The sequence below is a fragment of the Rhodococcus sp. MT28 genome (assembly GCF_058792695.1).
Map to the genome: position 1 here is coordinate 1,694,525 of NZ_JBXAFD010000001.1, position 22,326 is coordinate 1,716,850.

At 63.0% G+C, this 22,326-nt stretch carries 19 protein-coding genes; 7 read left to right on the top strand and 12 right to left on the bottom strand.

What is annotated here, in order from left to right:
* Nucleotides 1–23 precede the first annotated feature (23 nt).
* Nucleotides 24–1,085 (top strand): alpha/beta hydrolase, encoded by a 1,062-nt coding sequence (locus AC1Q6C_RS08115; protein WP_081305499.1) that lies wholly within the window; start codon nucleotides 24–26, stop codon nucleotides 1,083–1,085.
* 8 nt (nucleotides 1,086–1,093) lie between these two features.
* On the opposite strand, the gene AC1Q6C_RS08120 is transcribed toward AC1Q6C_RS08115, so the two are convergent.
* Complete coding sequence (locus AC1Q6C_RS08120; protein WP_019745900.1) at nucleotides 1,094–1,420, bottom strand: winged helix-turn-helix transcriptional regulator; 327 nt, start codon at nucleotides 1,418–1,420, stop codon at nucleotides 1,094–1,096.
* 56 nt (nucleotides 1,421–1,476) lie between these two features.
* Between AC1Q6C_RS08120 and AC1Q6C_RS08125 the strand changes: the two genes are divergently transcribed.
* Nucleotides 1,477–2,361 (top strand): SDR family oxidoreductase, encoded by an 885-nt coding sequence (locus tag AC1Q6C_RS08125; protein ID WP_083056259.1) that lies wholly within the window; start codon nucleotides 1,477–1,479, stop codon nucleotides 2,359–2,361.
* Between the two features lie 61 nt (nucleotides 2,362–2,422).
* On the opposite strand, the gene AC1Q6C_RS08130 is transcribed toward AC1Q6C_RS08125, so the two are convergent.
* Together AC1Q6C_RS08130 and AC1Q6C_RS08135 are read right to left on the bottom strand one after the other, a co-directional pair.
* Nucleotides 2,423–2,551, bottom strand: coding sequence for a hypothetical protein (locus AC1Q6C_RS08130; protein WP_257237575.1), 129 nt, complete (start codon nucleotides 2,549–2,551; stop codon nucleotides 2,423–2,425).
* Between the two features lie 179 nt (nucleotides 2,552–2,730).
* Nucleotides 2,731–3,303 carry a TetR/AcrR family transcriptional regulator gene (locus AC1Q6C_RS08135; RefSeq protein WP_208690097.1) on the bottom strand — a complete coding sequence of 191 codons (573 nt, stop codon included), beginning with the start codon at nucleotides 3,301–3,303 and terminating at the stop codon, nucleotides 2,731–2,733.
* A 53-nt stretch (nucleotides 3,304–3,356) separates the two neighbouring features.
* On the opposite strand from AC1Q6C_RS08135, the gene AC1Q6C_RS08140 reads away from it, so the two are divergent.
* On the top strand, nucleotides 3,357–3,794 hold the full coding sequence (locus AC1Q6C_RS08140; protein WP_007730272.1) for a DUF2867 domain-containing protein: 438 nt from the start codon (nucleotides 3,357–3,359) through the stop codon (nucleotides 3,792–3,794).
* Here AC1Q6C_RS08140 and AC1Q6C_RS08145 read toward each other — a convergent pair whose 3' ends face one another.
* Genes AC1Q6C_RS08145 through AC1Q6C_RS08155 form a run of 3 tightly spaced genes read right to left on the bottom strand, consistent with a single transcriptional unit; the run spans nucleotide 3,795 to nucleotide 7,693 of the window.
* Complete coding sequence (locus tag AC1Q6C_RS08145; protein ID WP_003943093.1) at nucleotides 3,795–5,420, bottom strand: cation:proton antiporter; 1,626 nt, start codon at nucleotides 5,418–5,420, stop codon at nucleotides 3,795–3,797.
* Nucleotides 5,421–5,459: 39 nt separating this feature from the next.
* The gene (locus tag AC1Q6C_RS08150) at nucleotides 5,460–6,125 is read right to left on the bottom strand and encodes a YoaK family protein (protein ID WP_003943143.1); all 666 of its coding nucleotides are present in this window, start codon (nucleotides 6,123–6,125) and stop codon (nucleotides 5,460–5,462) included.
* Nucleotides 6,126–6,139: 14 nt separating this feature from the next.
* The gene (locus AC1Q6C_RS08155; protein ID WP_003942885.1) at nucleotides 6,140–7,693 is read right to left on the bottom strand and encodes an MBL fold metallo-hydrolase; all 1,554 of its coding nucleotides are present in this window, start codon (nucleotides 7,691–7,693) and stop codon (nucleotides 6,140–6,142) included.
* Between the two features lie 244 nt (nucleotides 7,694–7,937).
* On the opposite strand from AC1Q6C_RS08155, the gene AC1Q6C_RS08160 reads away from it, so the two are divergent.
* Complete coding sequence (locus AC1Q6C_RS08160; protein WP_193594788.1) at nucleotides 7,938–8,915, top strand: ABC transporter substrate-binding protein; 978 nt, start codon at nucleotides 7,938–7,940, stop codon at nucleotides 8,913–8,915.
* Nucleotides 8,916–8,948: 33 nt separating this feature from the next.
* Here AC1Q6C_RS08160 and AC1Q6C_RS08165 read toward each other — a convergent pair whose 3' ends face one another.
* Together AC1Q6C_RS08165 and AC1Q6C_RS08170 are read right to left on the bottom strand one after the other, a co-directional pair.
* Nucleotides 8,949–9,434, bottom strand: a complete 486-nt coding sequence (locus AC1Q6C_RS08165; RefSeq protein ID WP_054825108.1) for a hypothetical protein — start codon at nucleotides 9,432–9,434, stop codon at nucleotides 8,949–8,951.
* A gap of 71 nt (nucleotides 9,435–9,505) precedes the next feature.
* Nucleotides 9,506–10,384 (bottom strand): alpha/beta fold hydrolase, encoded by an 879-nt coding sequence (locus tag AC1Q6C_RS08170; RefSeq protein WP_003942926.1) that lies wholly within the window; start codon nucleotides 10,382–10,384, stop codon nucleotides 9,506–9,508.
* Nucleotides 10,385–10,498: 114 nt separating this feature from the next.
* Here AC1Q6C_RS08170 and AC1Q6C_RS08175 point away from each other — a divergent pair, with 114 nt between their 5' ends.
* Nucleotides 10,499–12,457: an AfsR/SARP family transcriptional regulator gene (locus tag AC1Q6C_RS08175; RefSeq protein WP_492666506.1), complete on the top strand. Its 1,959-nt coding sequence runs from the start codon at nucleotides 10,499–10,501 to the stop codon at nucleotides 12,455–12,457.
* A gap of 4 nt (nucleotides 12,458–12,461) precedes the next feature.
* On the opposite strand, the gene AC1Q6C_RS08180 is transcribed toward AC1Q6C_RS08175, so the two are convergent.
* The 4 genes from AC1Q6C_RS08180 to AC1Q6C_RS08195 all read right to left on the bottom strand — a co-directional run bounded on the left by AC1Q6C_RS08180 (nucleotide 12,462) and on the right by AC1Q6C_RS08195 (nucleotide 17,164).
* The gene (locus AC1Q6C_RS08180; protein ID WP_073512501.1) at nucleotides 12,462–14,036 is read right to left on the bottom strand and encodes a carboxylesterase/lipase family protein; all 1,575 of its coding nucleotides are present in this window, start codon (nucleotides 14,034–14,036) and stop codon (nucleotides 12,462–12,464) included.
* A gap of 25 nt (nucleotides 14,037–14,061) precedes the next feature.
* Nucleotides 14,062–14,739 (bottom strand): GAP family protein, encoded by a 678-nt coding sequence (locus AC1Q6C_RS08185; protein WP_492666507.1) that lies wholly within the window; start codon nucleotides 14,737–14,739, stop codon nucleotides 14,062–14,064.
* Nucleotides 14,740–14,813: 74 nt separating this feature from the next.
* A complete protein-coding gene (locus tag AC1Q6C_RS08190; RefSeq protein WP_116057689.1) occupies nucleotides 14,814–16,508 on the bottom strand; it encodes a sensor histidine kinase in 1,695 nt (564 codons plus the stop codon).
* A complete protein-coding gene (locus tag AC1Q6C_RS08195; protein WP_058038412.1) occupies nucleotides 16,505–17,164 on the bottom strand; it encodes a response regulator in 660 nt (219 codons plus the stop codon). The genes AC1Q6C_RS08190 and AC1Q6C_RS08195 overlap by 4 nt, the downstream gene beginning before the upstream one ends.
* 173 nt (nucleotides 17,165–17,337) lie before the next feature.
* Here AC1Q6C_RS08195 and AC1Q6C_RS08200 point away from each other — a divergent pair, with 173 nt between their 5' ends.
* Together AC1Q6C_RS08200 and AC1Q6C_RS08205 are read left to right on the top strand one after the other, a co-directional pair.
* Nucleotides 17,338–18,783 carry an MFS transporter gene (locus AC1Q6C_RS08200; RefSeq protein ID WP_492666508.1) on the top strand — a complete coding sequence of 482 codons (1,446 nt, stop codon included), beginning with the start codon at nucleotides 17,338–17,340 and terminating at the stop codon, nucleotides 18,781–18,783.
* Between the two features lie 76 nt (nucleotides 18,784–18,859).
* A complete protein-coding gene (locus tag AC1Q6C_RS08205; RefSeq protein ID WP_492666509.1) occupies nucleotides 18,860–22,255 on the top strand; it encodes an ATP-binding protein in 3,396 nt (1,131 codons plus the stop codon).
* Nucleotides 22,256–22,326 lie beyond the last annotated feature (71 nt).

The following is a 22,326-nucleotide window of genomic DNA, read 5'->3' on the forward strand; positions in this document are numbered from 1 at the left end:
TGATCGGCCGACGGAAGGCGAGTATGTCCACGGAGAAGATGTCTGTCCAAGATCGTGTTGCGCGGGTGGTGCTCGATGTCGTCGGCGCCTTACCGACCGGCGCGCAGCGCATTCTCGGTGGCAAGCCGAAGGAGATCGACGGACAGACTCTGCACCCCGAGATCCAGCTTGCACTGCGATTGCTCTCGGCAGTGGAAGGTACGAGCTTCGAGCATCTTCCGGTCGAAGAGGGACGAGCTCAGATCGACGCCGAATCGCGACTGTTCGGCGGTACGCCCATCGACATCGAGACGGTACGTGACCTCGAGATCCCGGCCGGGGATCACGCGATTCCGGCTCGGCTGTATCGCCCGGCCGGAGTCTCAACGCCCGCTCCACTTTTGGTGTACTTCCACGGCGGCGGGTTCGTCCTCGGCAGCCTCGAGAGCGGCGACAGTGTGTGCCGCTTCCTGGCCCGCCACGGCGAGGTCAGTGTGTTGTCGGTGGACTACCGGTTAGCGCCGGAGTTCCCGTTCCCCGCCGGGGTCGATGACGCCGTCGCCGCATTCCGGTACTGCGTCGAGCATGCCACAGATCTGGGTGCAGATCCGAAATCCATTGCGGTAGGCGGAGACAGCGCGGGCGGGAACCTGGCTGCCGTCGTCGCGCAGTCCACGACCGAAGACGACGTCAAACCAGTCTTCCAACTGCTCTTCTTCCCCTGGGTGGACCTTTCGTCGAAGCGCCCTTCGCACAAGATGTTCGGCACCGACTTCTTTCTCACCGACGCCCAACTCGACTGGTATGCAGCCCATTACCTGTCGGGCGGCGCTTCGGCTCTCGACCCGCGAGTCTCACCGCTGCTCACTCCGGACCTGGCCGGCCTACCGCCCGCGTACGTTGCCGTCGCCGGTTTCGACCCACTACGCGACGAGGGTGAGGAATACGCGAACCGGCTGCGAGAGGCCGGAGTCCCGGTTGCACTCAGGCGTCACAGTGGATTGATCCATGCCTTCGTCAACACCACCGGTGTCGGCCATACCGGTCAAGATGCGATGTTCGAGGCCTGCGGCGCTCTGCGGGTTGGACTTTCGGGCCCGCACTGAGGGCAGGGTCACGAAACGGGGAGTGCCAGATCCGCCCACTCGACCATCGCTTCGAGCACGGAGCGCAGTTCCATCCCCGTCGCGGTGAGTTCGTACTCCACTCGCGGCGGCACCTCGGCGTAGGCAGTCCGGGTCACCAGATCGAACTCCTCGAATCGCTTGAGCCTGGCGGAAAGTGTCCTGGGACTGATGCCGGGCAATGCGCGTCGTAGTTCCGTGAAGCGCATCGGGCCGTGCGTGAGCTCACGAACGATCAGCGTTGCCCACGGTCCGTCCAGAACCAGCAGAAAGCGCGCGACGCCGCACTCCGGAAGCACGTGACCTGATTCACTCATCGATTCCCCATTAGTTCACTTGAAGTAACTGGTTCCCAATCTGAACTATAGGCGTCATGACTTACACAGTGCATGGCGCCACCGGCGCACAGGGTTCTCCCGTTCTCGCGGGATTGGTCGCGGCTCTCGCCGGATCTACAGGTGCCGAAGTCCGAGCAATCACCCGTAACCCTGACCAGACGTTCGAGGGTGCGAACACCGTCGTCGCGGACAATGCGTCAGCCGACTCTCTCGCCGATGCTTATCGCGGGGTAGACGGGGTGTTCTTCCACCTGCCACTCGCCGGTGACACCGAGACGCTAGCTGGTTACGCCCACAACGTTCTGGCAGCAGCAAGAGTGACACGTCCTTCGCGGTTCGTGATCTCTACCAGCGGCACGGTGACCGGCGACGCTACTTCGCCGCTTGCCGGTCCCAACACACCCGTTCTCTCCGAGCTCGTCGACGGACTCCGCGCCGAAGGTATCGCGGTGACCGTCCTGACCCCGCGTTTGTTCCTCGAGAATCTTCTTCTGCCCACCGTGCTGTCGGGGGTGAAAGACGAAGGGGTCCTGCGTTACCCACTGCGTGCCGATCTCGCGGTCGCATGGAGTTCACATCTCGACGTCGCTGATGCAGCCGTTGCGGCCCTGACTCTCGACGTAGCACCGGACGCGGTCGACATCGGACAGATTCCGGCGATCACCGGCATCGAACTCGCCGAGGCATTCGCCGAACACTTCTCGCGCGCGGTAACTTTCGAAGCCGTGACGCCCGATGCCTTCGGTGCGTCGATTGCGCCGATCATCGGAGCGGGCGCAGCAGTCGGGGTTTCCCAGCTCTACACGGGGCTCGAATCTGCCGACAGCGTCGCGTTCGACTCCGCGACGGGTTCTGCCGTTGCCTTGGGCATCGTCGCCCGCAGCACCCGGGCCTGGCTGGTAGATCTCGGAGTGAACTGACCGGAACAACGCAAACGGCCGGCTCCGCGAAGTATCGCGTGGAGCCGGCCGATTTCCGGGGTTACCGGTGCGTGCGGGCCTTCAACTGGCGGTTCAGCTGCCGACTCCCGAAGTCCAGACCGGCACCGTCACTGGTGGCCAGCACGGTGAGTCCAGCGGCGACCAGCAACGAAATAAGCACAACGCTCATGGTGAGTCACCTTTCTTCCTGTCGTGAAACGGTTTTGCGCCTCCGGGAAATGTCGACATATCCGGCACCCCACTTCAGCTGACCTCAAAGTATCTGTAACTATGGGTTACGCGCAATGTGTGGTCCCTCACCTGAAAGCGCAGGGTGATGCGCAGATCACGCTGCGTTCGACGGCGGACTTACCTGGCCAGAACCATGTTCACGAACTCGTCGGCGAGCGCGTGAGCGTCCACATCGCCGCGAGGAACCGCATCGGGCGCACTGTGCACCAGTTGCATCTGCCCCAGGTACATCGAATACGCAAGTACGCCACGATGTTCCGCTTTCTGCCTGTCCATCCCCAGATCGACCAACAACGTCACGATGTAGGTAACTCGACGCTCGGTGACACGTCGAACCGCCGCCGAAACCAAAGGATGGTCGATCCCGGCAAGCAGTTCCAACTCCGCACGACGATCGGCCAATCCGGTCGTGACCGAATCCACCAGACGACGCAACCTCACCTCCGCCGGTTCACCAGAGGACTCGACGGAGGAGATCAGTCTCTCGGTTGCCAAAACTTCCCACCGGCCTAGCGCAGCTTGCAGCAATTCGTCGCGGTTGGCGAAGTGCCAATAAAAGGAACCCTTGGTCGATCCGAGCGTGCGCGCCACCTTTTCCACTGCAACTGCATCAGGCCCATGGCTTGTCAGAGCCTGGAAAGCCGCATCGATCCACTGGTCGCGAGAGAGTCGGGCGCGGGCATTCGTCACCTCCGTACGGTACCGTATGGGTAAGTTCCATACGGCACCGTACGGAGGACGAAATGACACTCGCTTTCAAGGCAATGCCTGCACCGGACTGGGCAGAAGCCACCACGATCACCATCCCGTCTGTTCCGACCCATACATCCGAGGAGTGGGCGCAGGCAGTCTTCGACGTCAGGAATGTCCCCGCACCCGTCCTCGCGATGTTCTGGCTCAGGGAGCGGATAGTCGGACTGCTCGGCATCGCCAAGGGACGCCCCGACACCTTTGCCGTCGACAAGATCGCCGACGGCGAGGCCCTCATCGAAGCGGACGAGAAACACCTACGATTCGTCGCCTCGGTTCAGGCCGACAACGACGCCGGCCTCCTGCACGTCGTCACCGCCGTGGAGCTGAAGAACCGCGCGGGCCGAATCTACTTCGCACCCGTTCAGGTACTGCACGGCGTGATCACGCGGGCAATGATGACGTCCGCTCGAAAGAGACTGTGCACGTGATCAACCGTCCGGACCGCCCTTGAGTTCGAGGCTGATCTGATCGGCATCCAGCGCGGCAAGTGCCGATCCGAGCATCCGTGCGTCGAACACGCCATCGTCACGTGCGTCGAGCAGTGCCTGACGCTGCGCGTCGATCACGTCGAGGCGGATCCTCTTCTTCGACCGACCCTCTGGCGGAACGACACTCGCAGCAGCATCTTCGAGGAGGTCGAGCAACCTGCGATGCTCGTCTAGTTCGGATTCGGTGAGGTCCTGCGCTGCCGGACCGGTCGCCACTACGACGCGCTTCAACGTTCCTCCCTGAAGGATCAACGAGCCTGCTGCCACCAGGAACGCAACCAAGATCAGGAGCGATCGACTCGGGGTGTCTTCCGGCAGAGTCTGCGCTGCAGCCAGAGTGACCGCCCCGCGCATGCCGGCCCAGATGACGATCGTGCCTTCACGCCATCCCAACGGCGCAGCAAGGTAGTAGTCGATATCGGCAACCGTCCGCCGAACCCGAACCTTGAACCTTTCCATCTGATTCGCCGAAGGTGCCCGGCGCCTGCTGCGTCGTTCGTCTGGCGGGTAATCCTCGGGATTGTCGAGGCGATTCGCGATGTCGGAGAGTCTGGGTTTCATGCGTTCACGAAAATTCGCCCGCGCTTGGAGCGCTCGCAGGAGCGGGGCCACGTACAGAGCCCGCACCAAGATCGTGAGGAACAGTGCACCCGCCGCCACGAAGACCGCCGTGGATATGCCCTCGTGGTCGACCCGGACATCGTCGACTATCGACGAGAGTTCGAGGCCCATCACCAGGAAGATCGCACCTTCGAGGACCAATTCGACTGTGCGCCAGTTCTGGGAGTCGGACAACCGGTGTCGCGGTGACAGCTTCCGAGGAGCGTCGTAGCCGGTGACGAGCCCGGCCACGACTGCAGCAACCAACCCTGACGCACCCAACTCTTCGGCGGGGATCGCCGCCAGAAACGGCACCGTGAACGAGATGACCGTGTTGACCGTCGAATCGGTGACACGGGCGCGAACCATCAGGTTGACCTTGCCGACGACAACTCCGATGACCGCGGCCACGACGACGGCAAAAGCGAACTTGCCCAACACACTCCACAGCGACACCGATGCGGCGGCCCCGGCGATGGCAGTACGCAACAGAACCAGAGCGGTGGCGTCGTTGAGCAGGCTTTCGCCTTCGAGGATCGACACCACCCGCGGCGAGACCGGGAGTTTCTTGACGATGGACGTCGCGACGGCATCCGTCGGGCTCACGATCGCACCGAGTGCAATGCCCCACCAGATACCGAGTCCTGGTATCACCCAGGAGAAGAACACACCGAGAACAAGCGCACTCACGACCACGAGCAGAACGGAAAGCCCACCGATGGCACCGAACTCACGCCGAAACTCCATCGACGGCATCGAGACCGAGGCGGAGTACAGCAGTGGCGGAAGCACGCCTGCCAGAATCCATTCCGGGTCGATGTCCACTGCTGGGACAAATGGTAAGAGGCTGACAACGATCCCGGCCATCACCAGAATCAACGGTGCTGCGACTCCGATCCGCGCTCCGAGCGTCGAGGCCGCGACGATTCCGAGCAGTCCGAGCACCACGATGATCAGAGCATCCACTGCTTCCCCCTGTACCCCCGGATTTGTGTCTGGCTCTTTCTACACCTTTGCCGGAGACGGGGGCGAGACCTGCCAGGCAACGGCGATCAGAACAACCGTGAACGCCGATGCGGGCCACAGAGCGTGAAGACCGATCCACCGATGAACGAGCGCACCGACCACCGCGCCCGCGATCAACCCCGCGCACATCCCGAAGTGCTGCAGCCACGCCCACTTCGGGCCACCCAGAAAGGCTCCGGTCAGACGCTGGCCCATCTTGACCAGCGCACCGGTCATGTACGTGACACCGATCGTCACCTCGCCGTCGCGCTGGAACACCGAGTTGACGGCTCCCATCGCCAAGGCCATCGCCGAGATCGCGCCGGGGGTGACGTCGAGGCTGCTCATCACCGAACCGATGGACAGCAGCCCGGCTACAACCGCGAGCACCGTGACCTTGCGAGCCCGGACCGAATAGCGCTCCGTGAAGTGGGTGACGACGGTTCCCAGCGCGATTCCCAGGAGGAAGAGCACGATGATTCCGCCGGCAACTCTCGCGGTCGACCACACCCCGTCGGCAAATGCGACGCTCGCCTGCGTCATGTTGCCGCTCATGAACGAAACGAAAGGCCCACCGAGCGTGATGAATCCGAGCGCGTCGACGTAACCGGCCAACCCGGCGAGCGCTGTCGCCAGGCCGATCAGCGACCTGCTGTATCCCGTCACCCGACGAGCTCGGTTCAGCTCAGCTTGCTGGTGCGCAGCTCGTGGCCCTTGGACGTCTTGCAGCGGCCGGTCTCGAGATCCCACTGCCAGCCGTGCAGATCGCAGGTGAGGTTGGTGCCGTCGACAACACCGAACTTCGACAGGTCAGCCTTGAGGTGGGGGCAACGACGCTGAATCTCGTACCCGCCCAACTCGATAGACGCGCTGTCGTCGTGGGCCTCGGCGAACCAGCCGTCGGCGTACGCGATGCGCTCGTCGGTGAGGCACTTGAAGAACGTGTAGAGGAATTCGTTGTACCCACCGATGCGCCACGCCGTGAAGCGTGTCGACAGGAAGATGGTGTTGACCCAGTCGGGCTCGTCGTCGCGCAGAACGGTGCGAACCAGTTCGGGAGCGATGCGGAAGCCGTAGCGGTACTTACCTTCTCCGTCGATGGGCTCACGAACGATCCGCTTCGGGAAGTCGAGGACGACCGTCTCCTCTCCCATCACGAGTCCGACGGGGTAGCCGATTCCGTCGCAGATCAGATCGGACTGAGCCATGATCGGCTCGAACTTGGCCTTGAGACCGTCGAGCAGCGGCTCGCCTTCGGCCGGAGCCCACGTGGCCTTCTGCGCGGCGATGACCGGTGCCATCTTCTGCGCCATCTTCTCGATGTACTCGGCCTTGTTGGAGAAGATCTTGTCGACGTCTGCGTCCGGGATGGGATGCGTCAGCGCGACCTTCTCGCTTCCGCGAAGTTCGACGGCCGAGCCGGGGATCATCAGCAGACCACGATCGTTGCCGTTGATGCGCATCTGCTCGAGGAACGTGATCTGGTCGGGGAAGATGTTTCCCTCGTCGCCGTGATCGTCGTTGAGGTAACGCAGGTCGTCGTCGAGGAAGACCGGCGGGCCGGCCGACGGGACAACCCAGGCAGCGTCGACCTGGGAGATGTAGTTGCGGCAGCGGTCCATGCCACGCTGACGCTTCTGCTTGCCGAAGTTGCGCTTGGTGCCCTTCGGGATGTCGTAGACCATCGGGTACCAGATCGCGCCCGAGTACTGCAGCAGATGGATGTCGACCTTCCCGAAGGCGTCGGTCAGCGGGTCCAGGTCGACGGGCCTGGCGTCGTTCATGTTGAAACAGGTGGTTTCCCCGTCCGAGACGACGAGGCCCGAGTCACCGATCGGACCGTCCGCGGGAGCGCGCAGAGCGATGATCATGATGTCGAGATCGCCCTTGGGACCGCTGACGGTGTGCTTGACGGAGTCTTCCGTCTCGAAGAACTTGTGGAAGCCGAGCTTCTCGAGTTCACGCTTGAGGTCCGGCACCGGGTAATCGGGGAGCAGGACTGTGGCGTCCTTGTTGACGTGCGCGATCAGATTCTTCGGATCGAAGTGGTCCTTGTGCAGGTGCGAGACGTAGAGGTAGTCGCAGTTGCCCAGCGCGTCCCAGTCCAACTCTGTGTTGTCGGGGAACGGCACCCAGGACGCAAAATACGTCGGGGTCACCCATGGATCACACAGGATGGATCCGGCCTCGGTCTGGATGTGAAATCCTGCGTGGCCGACGCTGGTGATCTGCATTGCAACCTCCGAAATCGTACTGCTGGTCAACTCAGCATAGTCGGCGCGATCAGGGCCAAATCGCGATCGAGGAGGCGGCCGGTTGTGACGTCATGCACGTCAGAGGTCGAAAGTGGGTTGTGAATCAGACCTGCCGGTGACGCGGACAACACTCTCTGTGCTGGCGTGTTCGCCGTATTTCTTGGCGTTCGCGGGAGCTGTTTCAGCATTCCCGAAGACAGCCCCTAAGGCTAACCTAACAAGCATGACTCGACTCCTTTCTCCCTCCACGACCGATCGCGACTACTGGGCGATCGTGGACAACCTGACGCGACGCGGTTTCTTCGGCGTCGGCGCGGGCGTCGCTGCGGCCGCGTTTCTCGCCGCGTGCGGCAGCACGGAAAGTTCGACGCCCGAGAACGCGGAGACCTTCGAGTTCACGCGCGGCGACGAGAAGCTGATCATTCCGACGGACCCACAGAACGTCGTTGCCCTCGATCCGCGGGACGGCCTCGAATTGTCGATCCTCGCCGGATACCCGGTGACCGCCTACCCGACCGGCGCAGCCGAACACCTGCGCCGTGAGGTCCCGGATGCCACGGGTGTCGAGATCTTCGCCGAAGGTGCTTCCGATCCCAACTTCGAATACATCTCGACTCTCGGCGCCGACCTTCTCGTCCTCAGCGCCGGCTGGTGGGACACCGGGTCGTACGGCAACGACCGGATGCAGCAGATCGCACCGGTCCTGCCCGTCGGCAAGGACTTCACCCCGGAGTGGCGGAAGGTCATGTCGGACTTCCTCACCGGCATCGGGCGCAGCGATCGCGCCGAAGAAGTACTCGCCGAGTACGACGCCCATGTAGCTCAGGTCCGCCCGACCGTCGAACCGCTGATGGCCGGCAAGAAGGTTGCCTTCGTCGCCGCCGCGGAGGATCAGATCGCGTGGTTCCAGAACGATTTCCGCACCGCCGTCGCCGAGGACCTGGGATTCGAGGTGCTCCGTGAAGGCGCCGACCTTCGCGTGATGCTCGGATCGGAGCAGTTCAACCGTCTCGAAGAAGCCGACGTCATCTTCGCCTTGGATCGCAGCGCCTCCGGCAGCGTGTACACCTCGCCGACGTGGCAGCGTCTGCCCGCCGCGCAGGCTGGTCGAGTGATTCCCTTCGACTACTACAAGGCCGCGGGATACGCCTTGACCGCCAAGGTTCTCGTCGACGACTTGGCGGCCGGGGTCAAGCGGTAGAACCCGACCTTCGTCAACCCGACGGGGCCCCGATCATTCGGCACCGGCGGCTCGTCCTGTCACGCGGTCCCGAAACTCGCGGAACGCTTGGAAACCACCGGTGAGCGCCCTCGCCAGTTCCTCGGCGCTTTCAACCCAGACGACGTCCTCCAACTCGGAAACGTCGTCGGGCTCGTGATTGCGCTGGGGAACGAGAAACGTCGGGTCACCCTGAGGGTTGACGATCAGGAACCCAGCCGCCGAGCAGAGGTCGTAGACGAACGCGCACTCGGCAGGCGACAGCGTCGCGTGGAAGATTCCACCACTGAGTGGATCGCTCTGCTCGAGCGAGTCGAGATGAAGGTCGGAGAAGGCCCCGTCGATCGTCAATGCCCTGTCGTCACGGTCGACGATCTCGCCTCCGTACGGGCTCTCGACCACGCGCAGCCCGTGCTGATCGAGGAAAGCGGCGACCGCCGCCCGATCAACATCGAGTTGCACGTCCTTCGTCACCCGCATGAAGTGCAGCGAGAAACCCATCGATCCCCCTCGTCCATTCGCGACGCACGTGATGCGCTCGCCAGTACCTCGACAGCCGAGAAGCGTCAAAACTACCTCTCGAGTAGGGTCCGGATCGCCTCGACCACTTCGGCAGGCGCCTCTTCTGCCATGAAGTGACCTGCGGACAGCGTGCGGTGCTCGAGATCGGGCGCCCACGCTTTCCACAGGGCCTCGGCGTCGTAGCCGAGCATCGAGCCCCAGTCCTGCTGAATGACCGTGACCGGCATGTGCAGTTGGTTGCCCGCCTCCCGATCGGACTGATCGTGTTCGATGTCGATGCCTGCCGACGCCCGGTAATCGGCAACGATCGACGGCACCGCCTCCCGTGAGGCGCGCAGGTATTCCGCCCGCACGTCTACCGGAATCGCTTCGCGGTTCTGCGTCCACACGTCGAGAAAGTACTCGAAGAACGCATCGGCGCTGGCGCTGATCATCTGCTCGGGAAGACCAGGTGGCTGAGCCATGAGATAGAGATGGAACGCCACAGCAGCATTCGATCCATGCAGGATGTCCCACATATCCAGGGTGGGGAGCACGTCCAGCGAGCCGAGTTGCGTGATCACATCCGGATGATCCAGCCCCGCTCTGACGGCAACCAGTGCGCCACGATCGTGGCCGACGAGGGCAAACTTCTCGTGTCCCAATTTCCTCGCCACCTCGACGATGTCGGCAGCCATTGTTCGTTTGGAGTAGGTGTCCGGGTTTTCCTCGACCGGTTTGTCGCTGGCTCCGTATCCGCGTAGATCCGGGCAGATGACGGTGTGATCCGACGCCAAGGCAGTGGCTACGTGACGCCACATGAGGTGAGTCTGAGGGAAGCCGTGCAGAAGGACGAGTGGTGTTCCGCTTCCGCCGACCGCGACGTTGAGCCGCACTCCGTCTGCTGTGGAAATCTGCTGGTAGTCGAAGCCTGGAATGGTGATAGTCATCGATCGCTCTCGTTAGTCGGGGTGATGGCAGGTCGGGGTGATGGCAGGTCGGGGTGATGGCAATCAGCTTCGCCGCAGTCGATGAGCGTTCGATGAGCGCGATAGCGTGGGGAAATGCGAGACCACACATTTGAAGCCCCGGCTTTCGGAGTGCTCGGACCCGTGGTCGCGTGGAACGAGTCTTCACACCAGATCGATCTGAAGGGTCCACGACACCGAGCGGTCCTCGCTCGTCTCGTCGTCGCCCGCGGACGTGTTGTTCCCGTGGACGTGATTGTCGACGACCTCTGGGTCGATCCTCCGTCCGGCGCTACCAGCGCAATACGTACGTTCGTTTCCGCATTGAGGCGTGCGCTCGAACCGGATCGCGCGCCGCGAAAGAAGCCGAAAGTCATTGTCACCGAAGGGCCCGGTTACGCCTTTCATGCAGCACCCGACGCGGTCGACGCTTGGGAATTCGAAAGACTGGTGCGAGAAGCCGCAGATTCGACGCCGGCGCAATCACTCGAACTGCTCCGAACCGCGCTGCAGCTGTGGAGAGGGCCGGCCTACGCGGAGTTCGCCGACGAGCCTTGGGCCCGAACGGAGCGATCACGCTTGGAGGAACTGCATCTGACTGCCGTCGAACGCTTGGCATCCGCGCAGCTCGATCTCGGGCGAGCTGCCGAAGCGATTCCCGATCTGGATGCCCACGTGACGGAACACCCTTGGCGCGAGGAGGGTTGGCGACTACTCGCTCTGGCGCTGTACCGGTCCGATCGTCAAGGCGATGCTCTGGCAGTCCTACGTCGCGCACGGAAGTTACTCGCCGAAGAGTTGGGCATCGACCCTGGTCCACGACTGAACGACCTCGAGTCCGACATTCTCCGCCGGGAAACCCGCCTGGATCCTGTAGGGGCAGAACAGATCTTCAGTCAGGTTTCGGCAGCGTACGACCGGACCGTAGCGGCAGGATCGAAATCGAGACTGGAGTCAACCGTCGGCCTCCTCCGAAGTTTGGCAGTTGCGGGCGGAAGCGGACTCGAGACTGCCCGAAACCAACGACTGACAATCATCGGCGCCGCTGAACAATTGGACGACGTCGAACTCACCGCGCGGATCATCGGCAATTACGACGTGCCCGGGATCTGGACGCGATCCGACGATCCTCGGCAGGCTACGCAGATCGTCGAGGCCGCTCAGCGCACTCTCGATCGACTTCCGGCCGGCAACGAACCCGCTCGGGCGAGACTGTTGGCGACAATCGCACTCGAATCGCGCGGACTGCCCGGTCATCACGGTCTCGAATGTGCCCGTGCCGCAGTACAGATCGGTCGCGCTCTCGACGATCCAGGGCTCCTGGCCTTCGCTCTGAACGGATTGTTCATGCAGACGTTCTGGACTAACGGTCTGGCCTCCGAGCGCGACGACATCGGCCGTGAACTGGTCGACCTCGCCATTCGACACGGCCTGGCTACCTTCGAGATCCTCGGCCATCTGATCCGCATGCAAACCCTCAGCGCCCTTGGGCAATTCGATGCAGCCGAGCTACATGCCGAGACGGTTGATCGATTGGCCGGACGTCACGAACGCCCGTTGGCAGCGGTGTTCACCACCTGGTTTCGCGCTATGCGTACTGCCGCTGCCGGCGCGGAGGCCGCGCACTGCGAGAAGCTGTACGAAGCTGCGGCGGTCAATCTTTCCGATGCCGGCATGCCGGGTCTCGCGGACGGCATACTCCCTCTCGCAATTCTCGCCCTCCGCGTATGGCGGGGACTGCCGGCGGTTTTCGACCCGACTACGCAGTGGGGCCCCTACGAACCCTGGGCCCGGCCACACCTGCTCATCGCACAGGGGCAGACGAACGAAGCAGCGAAGGCCGTCGAGGCATTGCCGGACCCGCCCGAAGACCTACTCTCCGAGGCACTGTGGTGCTTGACTGCCGCAGCGGCCACTGCAGTCGGCGACCATCGAGTCAAGGAGCGTGCGCGAGCGGCGCTCCTACCTGCCGCCGCCGAAATAGCCGGCGCCGGAAGCGGAATGCTCACCGTGGGACCCGTCTCGCACTACCTGGCCGAATTGGAGCAGGGCTGAACCGTCAGGTGAATGCAATCACCGTCTCACCCCACGCCTCCCGGATCTCGCGGTCGAGATCAGCGACGACGGCATCGCGTTTGTCGATCAACAGTGTCGAGCGTGTGTCGGTGTCGTAAGTGGGCCACCCCGGGTCCGCACCCAGTTCGCGATCGTCCCCGGCGTCGTAATCGCCTGCAGCTCTGGCAAAGTCCAACCACCTCGCCTGCATGCGCTCAGAGACATGACGCGCCGCGCTCAATCCACCCAACTTGTAGGTGATGTCTCGTGCCCCGTGGTTGATGTTGCCGAAGACGTAGGCAAGTTCGGTGCCGTGGGTCGCACCGATCTTCAGCGCCTTGAGCATCGGCGGCGCGTAGTCGAAGCGATACAACCACGTCGGCGCAACCTTGCTGTGCGCTTCGGCGATCCACAACGTAGGCAGCCGGAATCCGAAATCACGGGTCAAACCGAGACCGGCGCCCAGCTTGGACAGTCCCGAATACGCGCCTTCGATTTGAGAATGATCCGGTAGCTCGAGTCCTGGATGCTCGTCGGCGATCTCCGCGAACATCGACGTGATCACGACGGGATCGATCGGCATCAACGGCGACTTCATCATCCGGAAGAGCGAAGATTCGTCCTTGTTGGTTCCGATGATCAGCGGAATCGGGTGTGCATTGCCGTGACGGAACGCGCGCACCGGGTAGTCAGGGAGCAGATCACCGTCGACGATCGGCGCGAACGCCAAAGTGCCAGGCGTCTCCTGGGGGACGCGAGCAAACAGTTCGTCTGACGGCCCGATCAAGTCTTCGGCAGACGTGGACCGCAACAGACCCAGATCGCTTCCGCCGCTGAAGATCTCGAGAAACAGCTTCGCGACGATCTCACCACGTTCACTACCGTACACCGAAGTGGCGGGCGAACTTTCGGCAATAGCGCGATGAAACAGGCCGCGAGCGGACGGGACGGTCATCAGCGTCGTCACCGCGCCGCCACCTGCCGACTCGCCGAACAACGTCACTTTGTCGGGATCGCCACCGAAAGCCGCGATGTTGCCTTGAACCCATTGCAGCGCTGCAATCATGTCGCGGAGAGCGACATTGGGCTCGAAGGTATGTTCACTCGAATTGAAGGACGAGAAATCGACGAAGCCGAACACACCGATGCGGTAGTTGATCGAGACGACGACAACGTCGCCGTTCTCAGCCAATGTGGTTGCGTCGAAAAGTGGTTGGCTGGACGCTCCGCGGAAATACGCTCCGCCGTGAATCCAGACCATCACCGGTTTACCCGGCGCATCAGAACCGACGGCGCCCGGTGCCCACACGTTGAGGAACAGGCAGTCTTCGTCCATCGGAACGTTCTCACCGAGCGGGATCATCGCGAGTCGACTTTGCGGCTCACACGGCCCGAATTCTGTTGCGTCCTGGACCTCGGTCCAGGGCTTCGGCGGAACCGGCGCGCGAAATCGCAGCGGACCGACCGGAGGTGCCGCGTAACGAATCCCCTTCCAACTCGACACCGAGCCTTCCGTCGATCCTCGAACCGGCCCGTACGTTGTCTCGACTACCGGCGCTTCGCTGGGTGTGATCGTCATTCGATTTCTCCTCGAAAACAAGTTGCTACTTCGACAGGGCTTCGACAACGTGCGAGAGTTCCAATGCTGCCAGCATCAGGAACAAAACGGTCATGATTGCCGCATTGTGGCGGATCAGAGTGCTTTTGGTGGCGCTCAGTGCATCGGTCACCTTCGCCGAGGGCACGGCAGCCAATGCTGACAGCACGATCAAGGCGATGGACGCCCCTACCGCGAACAGGACGGAGTACGCGACCACTGATACCCAGCCGAGGTGCCCGCCACCGATGATCGAACCTGCCTTGAGTTCGAGCGGCAGGTTCTTCGCGTTGGGTACGGTCAACAACAGTCCCAGGACCGCGGCTTTGGCCGGTTGCATCGAGTCGATCTGCGCCAGCCACGACGGCATCGCCGGCTCGGCATCGTCTTTCGGACGGCTACGCCAACTCGAGTATGCGAGCGCCAGAAAACCGACAGTGAACACGACGGCGAACACCGTCTGGACGATATGCGCGCTGCCGCTGGACTTCGATTCCACTCCGGTGGTCGAAAGTGCCGTCGCTGCTGTGATCGCTGTCGCGGCCAGCACGATGCTCGCGGTGTACGCGAATGCATTTGCCTTCGCCCGAGTGGACAGTAGGATCGCGATGATCGCAACCAGAGGAATCGGGCTGATGACGACGCCGGTGGCGAGTGGGATGAGCTGCGCAGTAATCGATTCCATTTCTGCGACCGTACAAGCGGCCAATCCGGCCATTGGCGAAACGTTCGGCCTCCACGACATCGCCACTCACGGTGTCACAGAAGCACGGCTGTGAGGACCACCCGGTCTTCCTCTTCGACAAGTTCGAGGGACGTTACCGTACCGGCGAGCGATTCAAGCCCGATCCCTGAGTCCCGTGCCACCGGCAGCCGACCCGGCGAACTGATCCGCACTACTACCGCCCGAGCATCGGCGAGTGTCACCTCGAGGAAGACGGGCCCTCCTGCACCGTGTTTCACGGCGTTGGTCAGTCCCTCCGACAGGATCTCCACCACGCTGTCGAGCCGAGCGGAGCCGGAACCGATCACCGCCCAGACTTCGTCGTCGACGTGACTGACGACCGGAATTGCGTAGCGCCACACCGTGACAAGATCATCGATACGCTTTCGGGCATCGGAGTCAGCCGGCTGATCGGATGACGCAGACAGGTCGCTTTCCAAGCCGTCGAGAATGTGGGCAATGGTTGCCGCAACATCGACTGGGCGACCGGCAACGGCGCCCGAAGACCATGCGGCCGCTACGAGTTCGCCCTGCACCGACGAGTGCAACAACCTGGCCAGTCCACGTCGGGTGTGCATGAGCTCGGCATGGATACGAGCTGCATCGAGCGCTTGCCGGCTCAGGGCACTGCGGAGTTGACGCTCCTCGTCCTGACGCTGCGTATCCGCAGCCCTGATCAGGCAGACGGACAGCGCAACCAACGGGTAGACGGCCATCGACGAGAAATAGAAAGTCGGGGTACGGCCGAACACCGTCAGGAGCAGCCACGTCGCGGTACTGCTGATCAGCGCACTCGAGCAGTACACCGCAGAAAGAGTCGCGATCCGTCTCAGAGGGCCGTCTCCGCTGCTGACAACTCGGCGAGCGCACGCATTGCCACCGACGAAGAGCCAGAAACCGACGCCGAGCTGGACCGCCGTGAACGTCACGCCGTAAGTCGTGAGCAGGTAGACGGTCACCAGTGCCGTGTACGCGAACACCGGTACGTACAGTGGCGCCGGTTCAACGCTGCGTACGACGCCGATCAGTCGATCTCTCGCCGTCAGCCGCACAGTCGGCGTCGGTGATTCGATCGGGGGAATCTCCCGGAACAGTCGATGACTCATCGGGCGAACCACGTCGTCGGAGATTCGCTTCAAGAGAGCTGCTCCTCGCACTCCCTCGAGTTCCGTTTCAGCAACCGCGTGCATGACCGTCTCGATACTGCGCTCGAGCTCTCGCCGACACTGCGCACGGGTTTGGCCGAGGCGGAATCGATCCCGGGTCTGTTGGAGTTGGACGGCGGCCCCGGCAACCTTCAAACTCCGTTGCAGCGCGAGGCGGTCACGGAGAGCGCTTACCAGTACGGCGGTCAACGACAAGAAGACAACGCTGCACGCGACGTTGAGGGCCACCCGGACGAGCATCGGTCTGGGGTCGACGGGGAGTTCGAGCGCGCGGGTGATCGCGTCGAGGACGAACGGGCGGATCGCGCCGATCACTGCGAACAGGGCCAGGGCTGCGAGCTGCGATCGGTGTGCTGCAAGAACAGCCCTCGCCATCAGCAGCATCACCCCGACAACGCAGTGGGTCGCGAAGGCGCCGACTGCCATCACGCCTACTTCGCGCACCCCGGTACACAGGTAGTAGTTGGCCATCACGGTCACCGCGAACGGCAGCGTCAGAATCCAGGACCACTTGGTGACGATGTTCCGATCACCGAGTCGAAGCCACCACTCGCGCGGGTTCACACCGAGTCGGTCACTTCGGGCACACCGAAATGGCGGATGAAGATACTCGCAGCAAGCACTCGCGGATTGGTGGACGAATCGTGCGTCAATCCCAGGCTCTCGAGAGTGCGCGCGATGAGCTTCTCCACACCTCGGATCGAGGACCCACGATGCGCTGCGATTGCGCTGTTCGACCACCCGAGCGAGATGTAACGCAGAAGATCGAGCTGTGATCTGGTGAGGCTCGACAAGGCGGAGTCCGGATCACTCCCGAGCGCCGGTGGCTCGGTTTCCGTCAACGCGGCCTCCACTACGCCGATCAACTGATCCGCCGACTGGACAGCCGCCTTGTCCACGAACAGCGATTTCGGCGGCACACCCGCAGAACCTGGCGCTGTCGATGCGTTGGGGTAGTTCGTCAGGAACACGATCGCGCAATGCGGAGCCTTCACGGTGACGATGTTCGCGAGATCGACGCCGTTCGGCCGCACGCCAAGGTCGATGTCCGTGACCAAGAGGTCAGGATCGAATCCGTCGAACTCCGTGAGCGCTTCGACCGCCGATCCGGCCGTATGGACCACGAACCCGGCGTGTGTGAGCGTGTCACCGACGAGCGCACGCATCAGTGGTTGGTCTTCCACCACCAACACCCGTCGCACCCACTGGCTGGTCTCCATGACCAGAGATTAACCGTTGGGAGAGTGCGTATTCGACCGAGCAGGTGGTGACGGATTCCGAGTAACACGGCAGTTATCAACCATGCGGGTTCCAAGCATTTCGCCCGATATGTCCCAAGCGTCGGGGCGCAGGGTGTTCCGAGTACACACCCCTTCGACCATCAGGACGGGCCATGACCGCACCGATCACCCCGAAGAACACCGCAGTACGACGAGCCACTTTGCTGGCAGTATGCGTGAGCACCGCAATGCTCATGCTCGACATCGCCGTCGTCAACACCGCCCTGCCGTCGATCGCATCCGATCTCGATACCGGAGTCAGCGCCCTGCAATGGGTGATCGACGCGTACACGCTGGCATTGGCGACGGTGGTTCTCAGCGCCGGATCGTGGGCAGACCGACGGGGTCGACGCCATGTTTTCGTCATCGGCATTCTGTGGTTCACCACGGCATCTCTGATCTGCGCTCTGGCGCCGAACATCTGGGTGCTCGACCTCGCGCGGGCCGCTCAGGGTATCGGCGGTGCCGTACTCTTCGCCTGCTCACTTGCCTTGCTGGCGGACGTGTTCGAGAAGGGTCCCCAGCGCGCGACTGCTCTGGCTGCATACGGCGCCACGATCGGGGGCGCGTTTGCCGTCGGCCCACTGGTGGGCGGGTTGCTCACCGAGTTGTTGGATTGGCGCGCAATCTTTTTGATCAACGTTCCGATCGGGTTGATCACACTGGCGATGACGGTGCGGTGGGTTCCCGAGTCACGCGATCCTCGACCTCGCGGCGCGGACGTGCCCGGGCAGATTCTGGTGTCCACCGGCCTGGCAGCTCTGGTGTTCGGTTTGTTACGCGGTAACGAGGATGGGTGGTTCGAGCCGCAGCCGATGATCGCCGCGGTGATCGCCGCGGCCGCCATGATCGGTTTCTCCCTGCACGAGCTTCGTACCACCGAGCCCATGCTGCCCCCGCATCTGCTCGCCAATCGGGCCTTCGCCGGAGCGCAGATCGCAGCGTTCTCGATCTCCGCCTCCCTGTTCGCGGTGTTCGTCTACACGACCATCTACCTGCAGAACGTGCTGCATCTGTCTCCCGTGGACGCCGGCCTGGTGTATCTACCGGCGACGATAGCGATGTTCGTCGTCGCGGGCGCCACCGCGAAATTGGACGGGCGCATCCCCGTCTCGGTCTCGTTGACGTGCTCGCTTCTACTCGTCTCGGTGGGGCTGGTCATGATGACCGTCGTCGACGTGACCAGTTCGCCGTACGCGATACTTCCCGGATTTGTTGTCGCGTGCGTGGGGGCCGGGGTGTTCAACCCCGTCATGAGTGGGTTGGTTCTGGGCGAAAGCACTTCGAACCATTCCGGATTGGCCGCAGGGATCAACGACGCGTTCCGGCAGACCGGCATCGCAGTCGGGGTTGCCGTGCTCGGCGCCTTCCTTCCGGCGCAGTCGATGCTGCCCGGCGGACCACCGGACGACTTTGTCGGTGGACTTCGGTTGGCTCTGTTTGTCGCAGCCTTCATCGCAGCTCTCGGTGCGTTGGTCTGTGCGGCGACGCTGCGCACTACCAGCGTCAACCAGACTCTTTCCGAGGAATCCGAGCAGATGTTGACGAGAACTAGTTGACCGTTTTGTCCTGCATGTATGAATTTCGCTCCTTAGAATCGAACCGTCCTGCGTCCGCAGGTACGAGGGGAAACGGATGATCTATCGACTGCTCGGGCCGTTGGAGGTCGCACGGGGTCCGGCGACGAGCGACGTGATCGATCTGGGCCCTCGAAAACAACGAACGGTCCTTGCCGTTCTACTGCTCAACCGTGGTCGCGTCGTCTCCACCGACCGGCTGATCGATGCTCTCTGGCACGACGACGCACCGGCGAGTGCGATGGCAAGCATCCAGGCGTATATCTCCAACCTGCGCCGAGCGCTACGCGTCGAAACCGGTACGGCGTCACCGATAGTGCGTCAATCGCCGGGCTATGTCCTCGAGGTCGCTCCGGCAGACGTCGATCTGTCGGTGTTTCTCGACGACGCCGAAACGGCGCGACAACACGCTGAGAACGAACGGTGGCAGGAGGCTTTGACGACCGCTGACCGTGCCCTCGCCTCGGTCCGGGGGCAGCTTCTGGACGACCTGAACGACGCGCACTGGGTGGAGGTGGAAGCCGCAGCCTTCGAGGAAGTGCGGACCGAGTGCCGGGAGACCCGGATAACGGCGCTTCTGGCTCTCGGGCGCCTGGCACCCGCGCTGGTCGAAGCTGCTCAACTCTGTAGCGAGTACCCGTTCCGCGACCGGACCTGCTGGCTGCGAATGGTTGCCCTGCATCGGGCGGGCAGGTCACCGGAAGCGTTGGAACAGTTTCGATTACACGCGTCTCGGCTCGACGCCGAGCTGGGACTGGAGCCCGGCGGGGAGCTGACAGCATTGCAAGGCGCGATCCTGCGCCACGAACCCGGCCTGGCCGCCTGGCCGCGCACTCCGGGATGGACGGGGGCCGAACAAGTGTCGGTCCCGGCTTCTCCCCCAGCCGTAGCAGCGATGCCCGAGACGGATTCCTCACGCTTGTTCGTCGGGCGCGACGCTCAGACGATTGTCGCCGACAAGATGCTCGACGACGTTCGCCGTGGCTCACCTCGCTGGTTGATCTTGACCGGCCCCGCCGGCATCGGCAAGACACGATTCGCCGAGGAGTGTTCGTCGAGAACAACGTCCATTCGAGGAGCCACCGTCTGGGCACGTTGCCCGGAGGACGACGGAACGCCGCCGTGGTGGCCGATCCGCCGACTGGTTCGGGAACTCGGAGCCGACGCCGATTTCGTACTGACGCCGCCGACGGACATCGATCCGGACGAAGCGAGATTTGCCGTCTACGAACGGGTTCGCACCACCATCGAAGCTGCGGCGAAAGATGCACTGTTGACCGTCGTCATCGACGACATTCAATGGGCCGATCCCACGTCCCTTCGTTGCCTGACCTACCTGGTCGGCGCAATGACCAGTGCCAGAGTCTGGTTCGTGTCGACGCTCCGAGACTTGGAAGTCGGGCCGGCAGTGCGCAAGTTCGAAGAAGCCGTACTCCACGGCGAAGGAAACCGAACCATGATTGTGCCGGCGCTCGCGCAGGGCGAGGTTGCAACACTCGCAAGGTGCGTCTCCGGGGACACGCTCGACGACGCGGAGGCGCGAACCCTGGCGGAACGAACCGGCGGCAACCCGCTGTTCGTCTCGGAGTACGCCAGGCTTCCCCGGAACGAGCGACTGGGCGACGGCATCCCCGTCGCCGTTCGATCTGTCCTCGGTCGACGCCTTGCCGCAGTCGAACCGGCAGTGTTGCAAGATCTTCGGGTTGCCGCAGTTATCGGCGACGCCATCGAGGTGTACACACTGGCCGCAGCCACCCGTCTCGATGTCGACACTCTCGCCGACCATCTCGACGCGGCTGCTGATGAACGAATCATCGTCGCGGACTCGGCAAACGGCGGTTACGTCTTTGCTCACGGCCTTCTCCGAGACGAAGTCCTCGAGGCGATACCCACGCTTCGTCGCCAGCGGATACATGCCCGAGTTGCCGAAGTGCTCGAAAATTCCTCCGATCCGGACCGGCTGAGCCGCCGCGCGCAACATCTGATGTCGGCACTTCCCCTGGTCGATCCACTCGTCGTTCTGGAGGCATGCACGGCTGCAGCTCAGGATGCGACCGATCGGTGGAGTTCGGAGACCGCGGCCGAGTGGTGGGAGGCAGCTGTCCGCGCGTTCGACTTACTTCCGGTGTCCCAGCAATCCGCTGACGATCGGGACGACCTGCTGGTGGCCAGAGTCGAGGCCCTCGCCCGCGCAGGTCGAGGGCAGACAGTTCTCGACGTCGTCAATGCCGGTCTCCTCGAGGCTGTTCGGGAGGGGCGAACCTCCGCCGTCGGACGATTGGCAGGCGCATTACTTCGGGCCGCCGGTGCGTGGCCGTGGGTTTCCTACGGTACCGATCCGGGACCACTGCTCGAACGGCTCGCGGCGGTCGAGCCCTTGGTCGAGAACGACAGGTCAGCTCACGCACGGGTTCTTGCTGCGCTGGCGGTGGGAAGTTGCTACCACCCCGAAGCCGAGATCCCGAATCGATGGAGCGCCCGTGCTCTCGACATCGCCCGCGAACTCGACGATCCGGATGTGATCGCGGACGCGCTGCTCGGACGGATTCTGCTTTTCTCCGGAGTCGCGGTGCACAGCGCGGAGTCCATGCGCCTACTGCGCGAGCTTTTCGAACTGCCGCACCAACAATCGCGTGTCGACAGCGTCGTCGCACACGCCGTCGCGAGCATGACGGAGATGAATCTGGCCAATGTCGATGCTGCCGTCAAACACGTCAGGCAGGGGATCATCGGCTGCGAGCTACTGAGACTCCCGGTGGTTCGGGTCCAATTACGCTGGATGGAAGCAACTCTCGCCGAATGGTACGGAGACTTCGCGCAAGCCCGCCGGCAGTACGAGACGGCCAGGCAGATCCATCTGCAAACGGAGTTGTACACCGCTGGCAGCGCAGATCTGGCGTTCAACACTCTGGAATGGGAGCGAGGTGCGTTGGCCGAATCTGATCCCGGTGTCGTGGAACCTGATTCGTGGACCATCGCCATCGACGCCGCCCGAGGCGAGCGCGAGGCCACTTCCCACGGCATCAAGAAGTGGCTGATCAATCGCGGGCCACAGACGTGGACGACATTGGGACACCAGACACTACTTGCACGCGTCGTGGCAGATCTGGAACTGGTCGAATACGCCGACACCTTCATCGAACTTCTCTCGCCACACACCGGCTGCATCGCAACGGTGGGCCATGTCGGTGAACTGGGCTCGGTCGCCGAAGCCTCCGCTCGGCTGCACGCGCTTCTCGGTCACGTCGAGCAGGCATCGACTCTCCTGGATCAGGCCGAGAAGATCGCAACTGGCTCCGGTGGAGCACCAACACTGCTGCGCTGTCGACTGCTTCGGGCGCAGCTTCGAGAGCCGTCCGCCGAACGTGAACGGGAGCTGACGGAAGTGGCGGCCGAATCGGAGACACTCGGCATGCGGGGCGTAGCTGAACGAGCGCGATCGACATGGCCCTGAACTGCGAGAATGCGCTTGGATAAAACTTGGATCCGCTCGGGATACATACGTCAAGAACCACCCAAGCCTGT

What these genes read in the sequence shown, in the direction of transcription:
- AC1Q6C_RS08115 (WP_081305499.1), top strand. Translation starts at nt 24, where the DNA reads ATGTCCACGGAGAAGATGTCTGTCCAAGATCGTGTTGCGCGGGTGGTG.
- AC1Q6C_RS08120 (WP_019745900.1), bottom strand. Translation starts at nt 1,420, where the DNA reads ATGAGTGAATCAGGTCACGTGCTTCCGGAGTGCGGCGTCGCGCGCTTT.
- AC1Q6C_RS08125 (WP_083056259.1), top strand. Translation starts at nt 1,477, where the DNA reads ATGACTTACACAGTGCATGGCGCCACCGGCGCACAGGGTTCTCCCGTT.
- AC1Q6C_RS08130 (WP_257237575.1), bottom strand. Translation starts at nt 2,551, where the DNA reads ATGAGCGTTGTGCTTATTTCGTTGCTGGTCGCCGCTGGACTCACCGTG.
- AC1Q6C_RS08140 (WP_007730272.1), top strand. Translation starts at nt 3,357, where the DNA reads ATGACACTCGCTTTCAAGGCAATGCCTGCACCGGACTGGGCAGAAGCC.
- AC1Q6C_RS08155 (WP_003942885.1), bottom strand. Translation starts at nt 7,693, where the DNA reads ATGCAGATCACCAGCGTCGGCCACGCAGGATTTCACATCCAGACCGAG.
- AC1Q6C_RS08160 (WP_193594788.1), top strand. Translation starts at nt 7,938, where the DNA reads ATGACTCGACTCCTTTCTCCCTCCACGACCGATCGCGACTACTGGGCG.
- AC1Q6C_RS08165 (WP_054825108.1), bottom strand. Translation starts at nt 9,434, where the DNA reads ATGGGTTTCTCGCTGCACTTCATGCGGGTGACGAAGGACGTGCAACTC.
- AC1Q6C_RS08170 (WP_003942926.1), bottom strand. Translation starts at nt 10,384, where the DNA reads ATGACTATCACCATTCCAGGCTTCGACTACCAGCAGATTTCCACAGCA.
- AC1Q6C_RS08175 (WP_492666506.1), top strand. Translation starts at nt 10,499, where the DNA reads ATGCGAGACCACACATTTGAAGCCCCGGCTTTCGGAGTGCTCGGACCC.
- AC1Q6C_RS08180 (WP_073512501.1), bottom strand. Translation starts at nt 14,036, where the DNA reads ATGACGATCACACCCAGCGAAGCGCCGGTAGTCGAGACAACGTACGGG.
- AC1Q6C_RS08185 (WP_492666507.1), bottom strand. Translation starts at nt 14,739, where the DNA reads ATGGAATCGATTACTGCGCAGCTCATCCCACTCGCCACCGGCGTCGTC.
- AC1Q6C_RS08195 (WP_058038412.1), bottom strand. Translation starts at nt 17,164, where the DNA reads ATGGAGACCAGCCAGTGGGTGCGACGGGTGTTGGTGGTGGAAGACCAA.
- AC1Q6C_RS08200 (WP_492666508.1), top strand. Translation starts at nt 17,338, where the DNA reads ATGACCGCACCGATCACCCCGAAGAACACCGCAGTACGACGAGCCACT.
- AC1Q6C_RS08205 (WP_492666509.1), top strand. Translation starts at nt 18,860, where the DNA reads ATGATCTATCGACTGCTCGGGCCGTTGGAGGTCGCACGGGGTCCGGCG.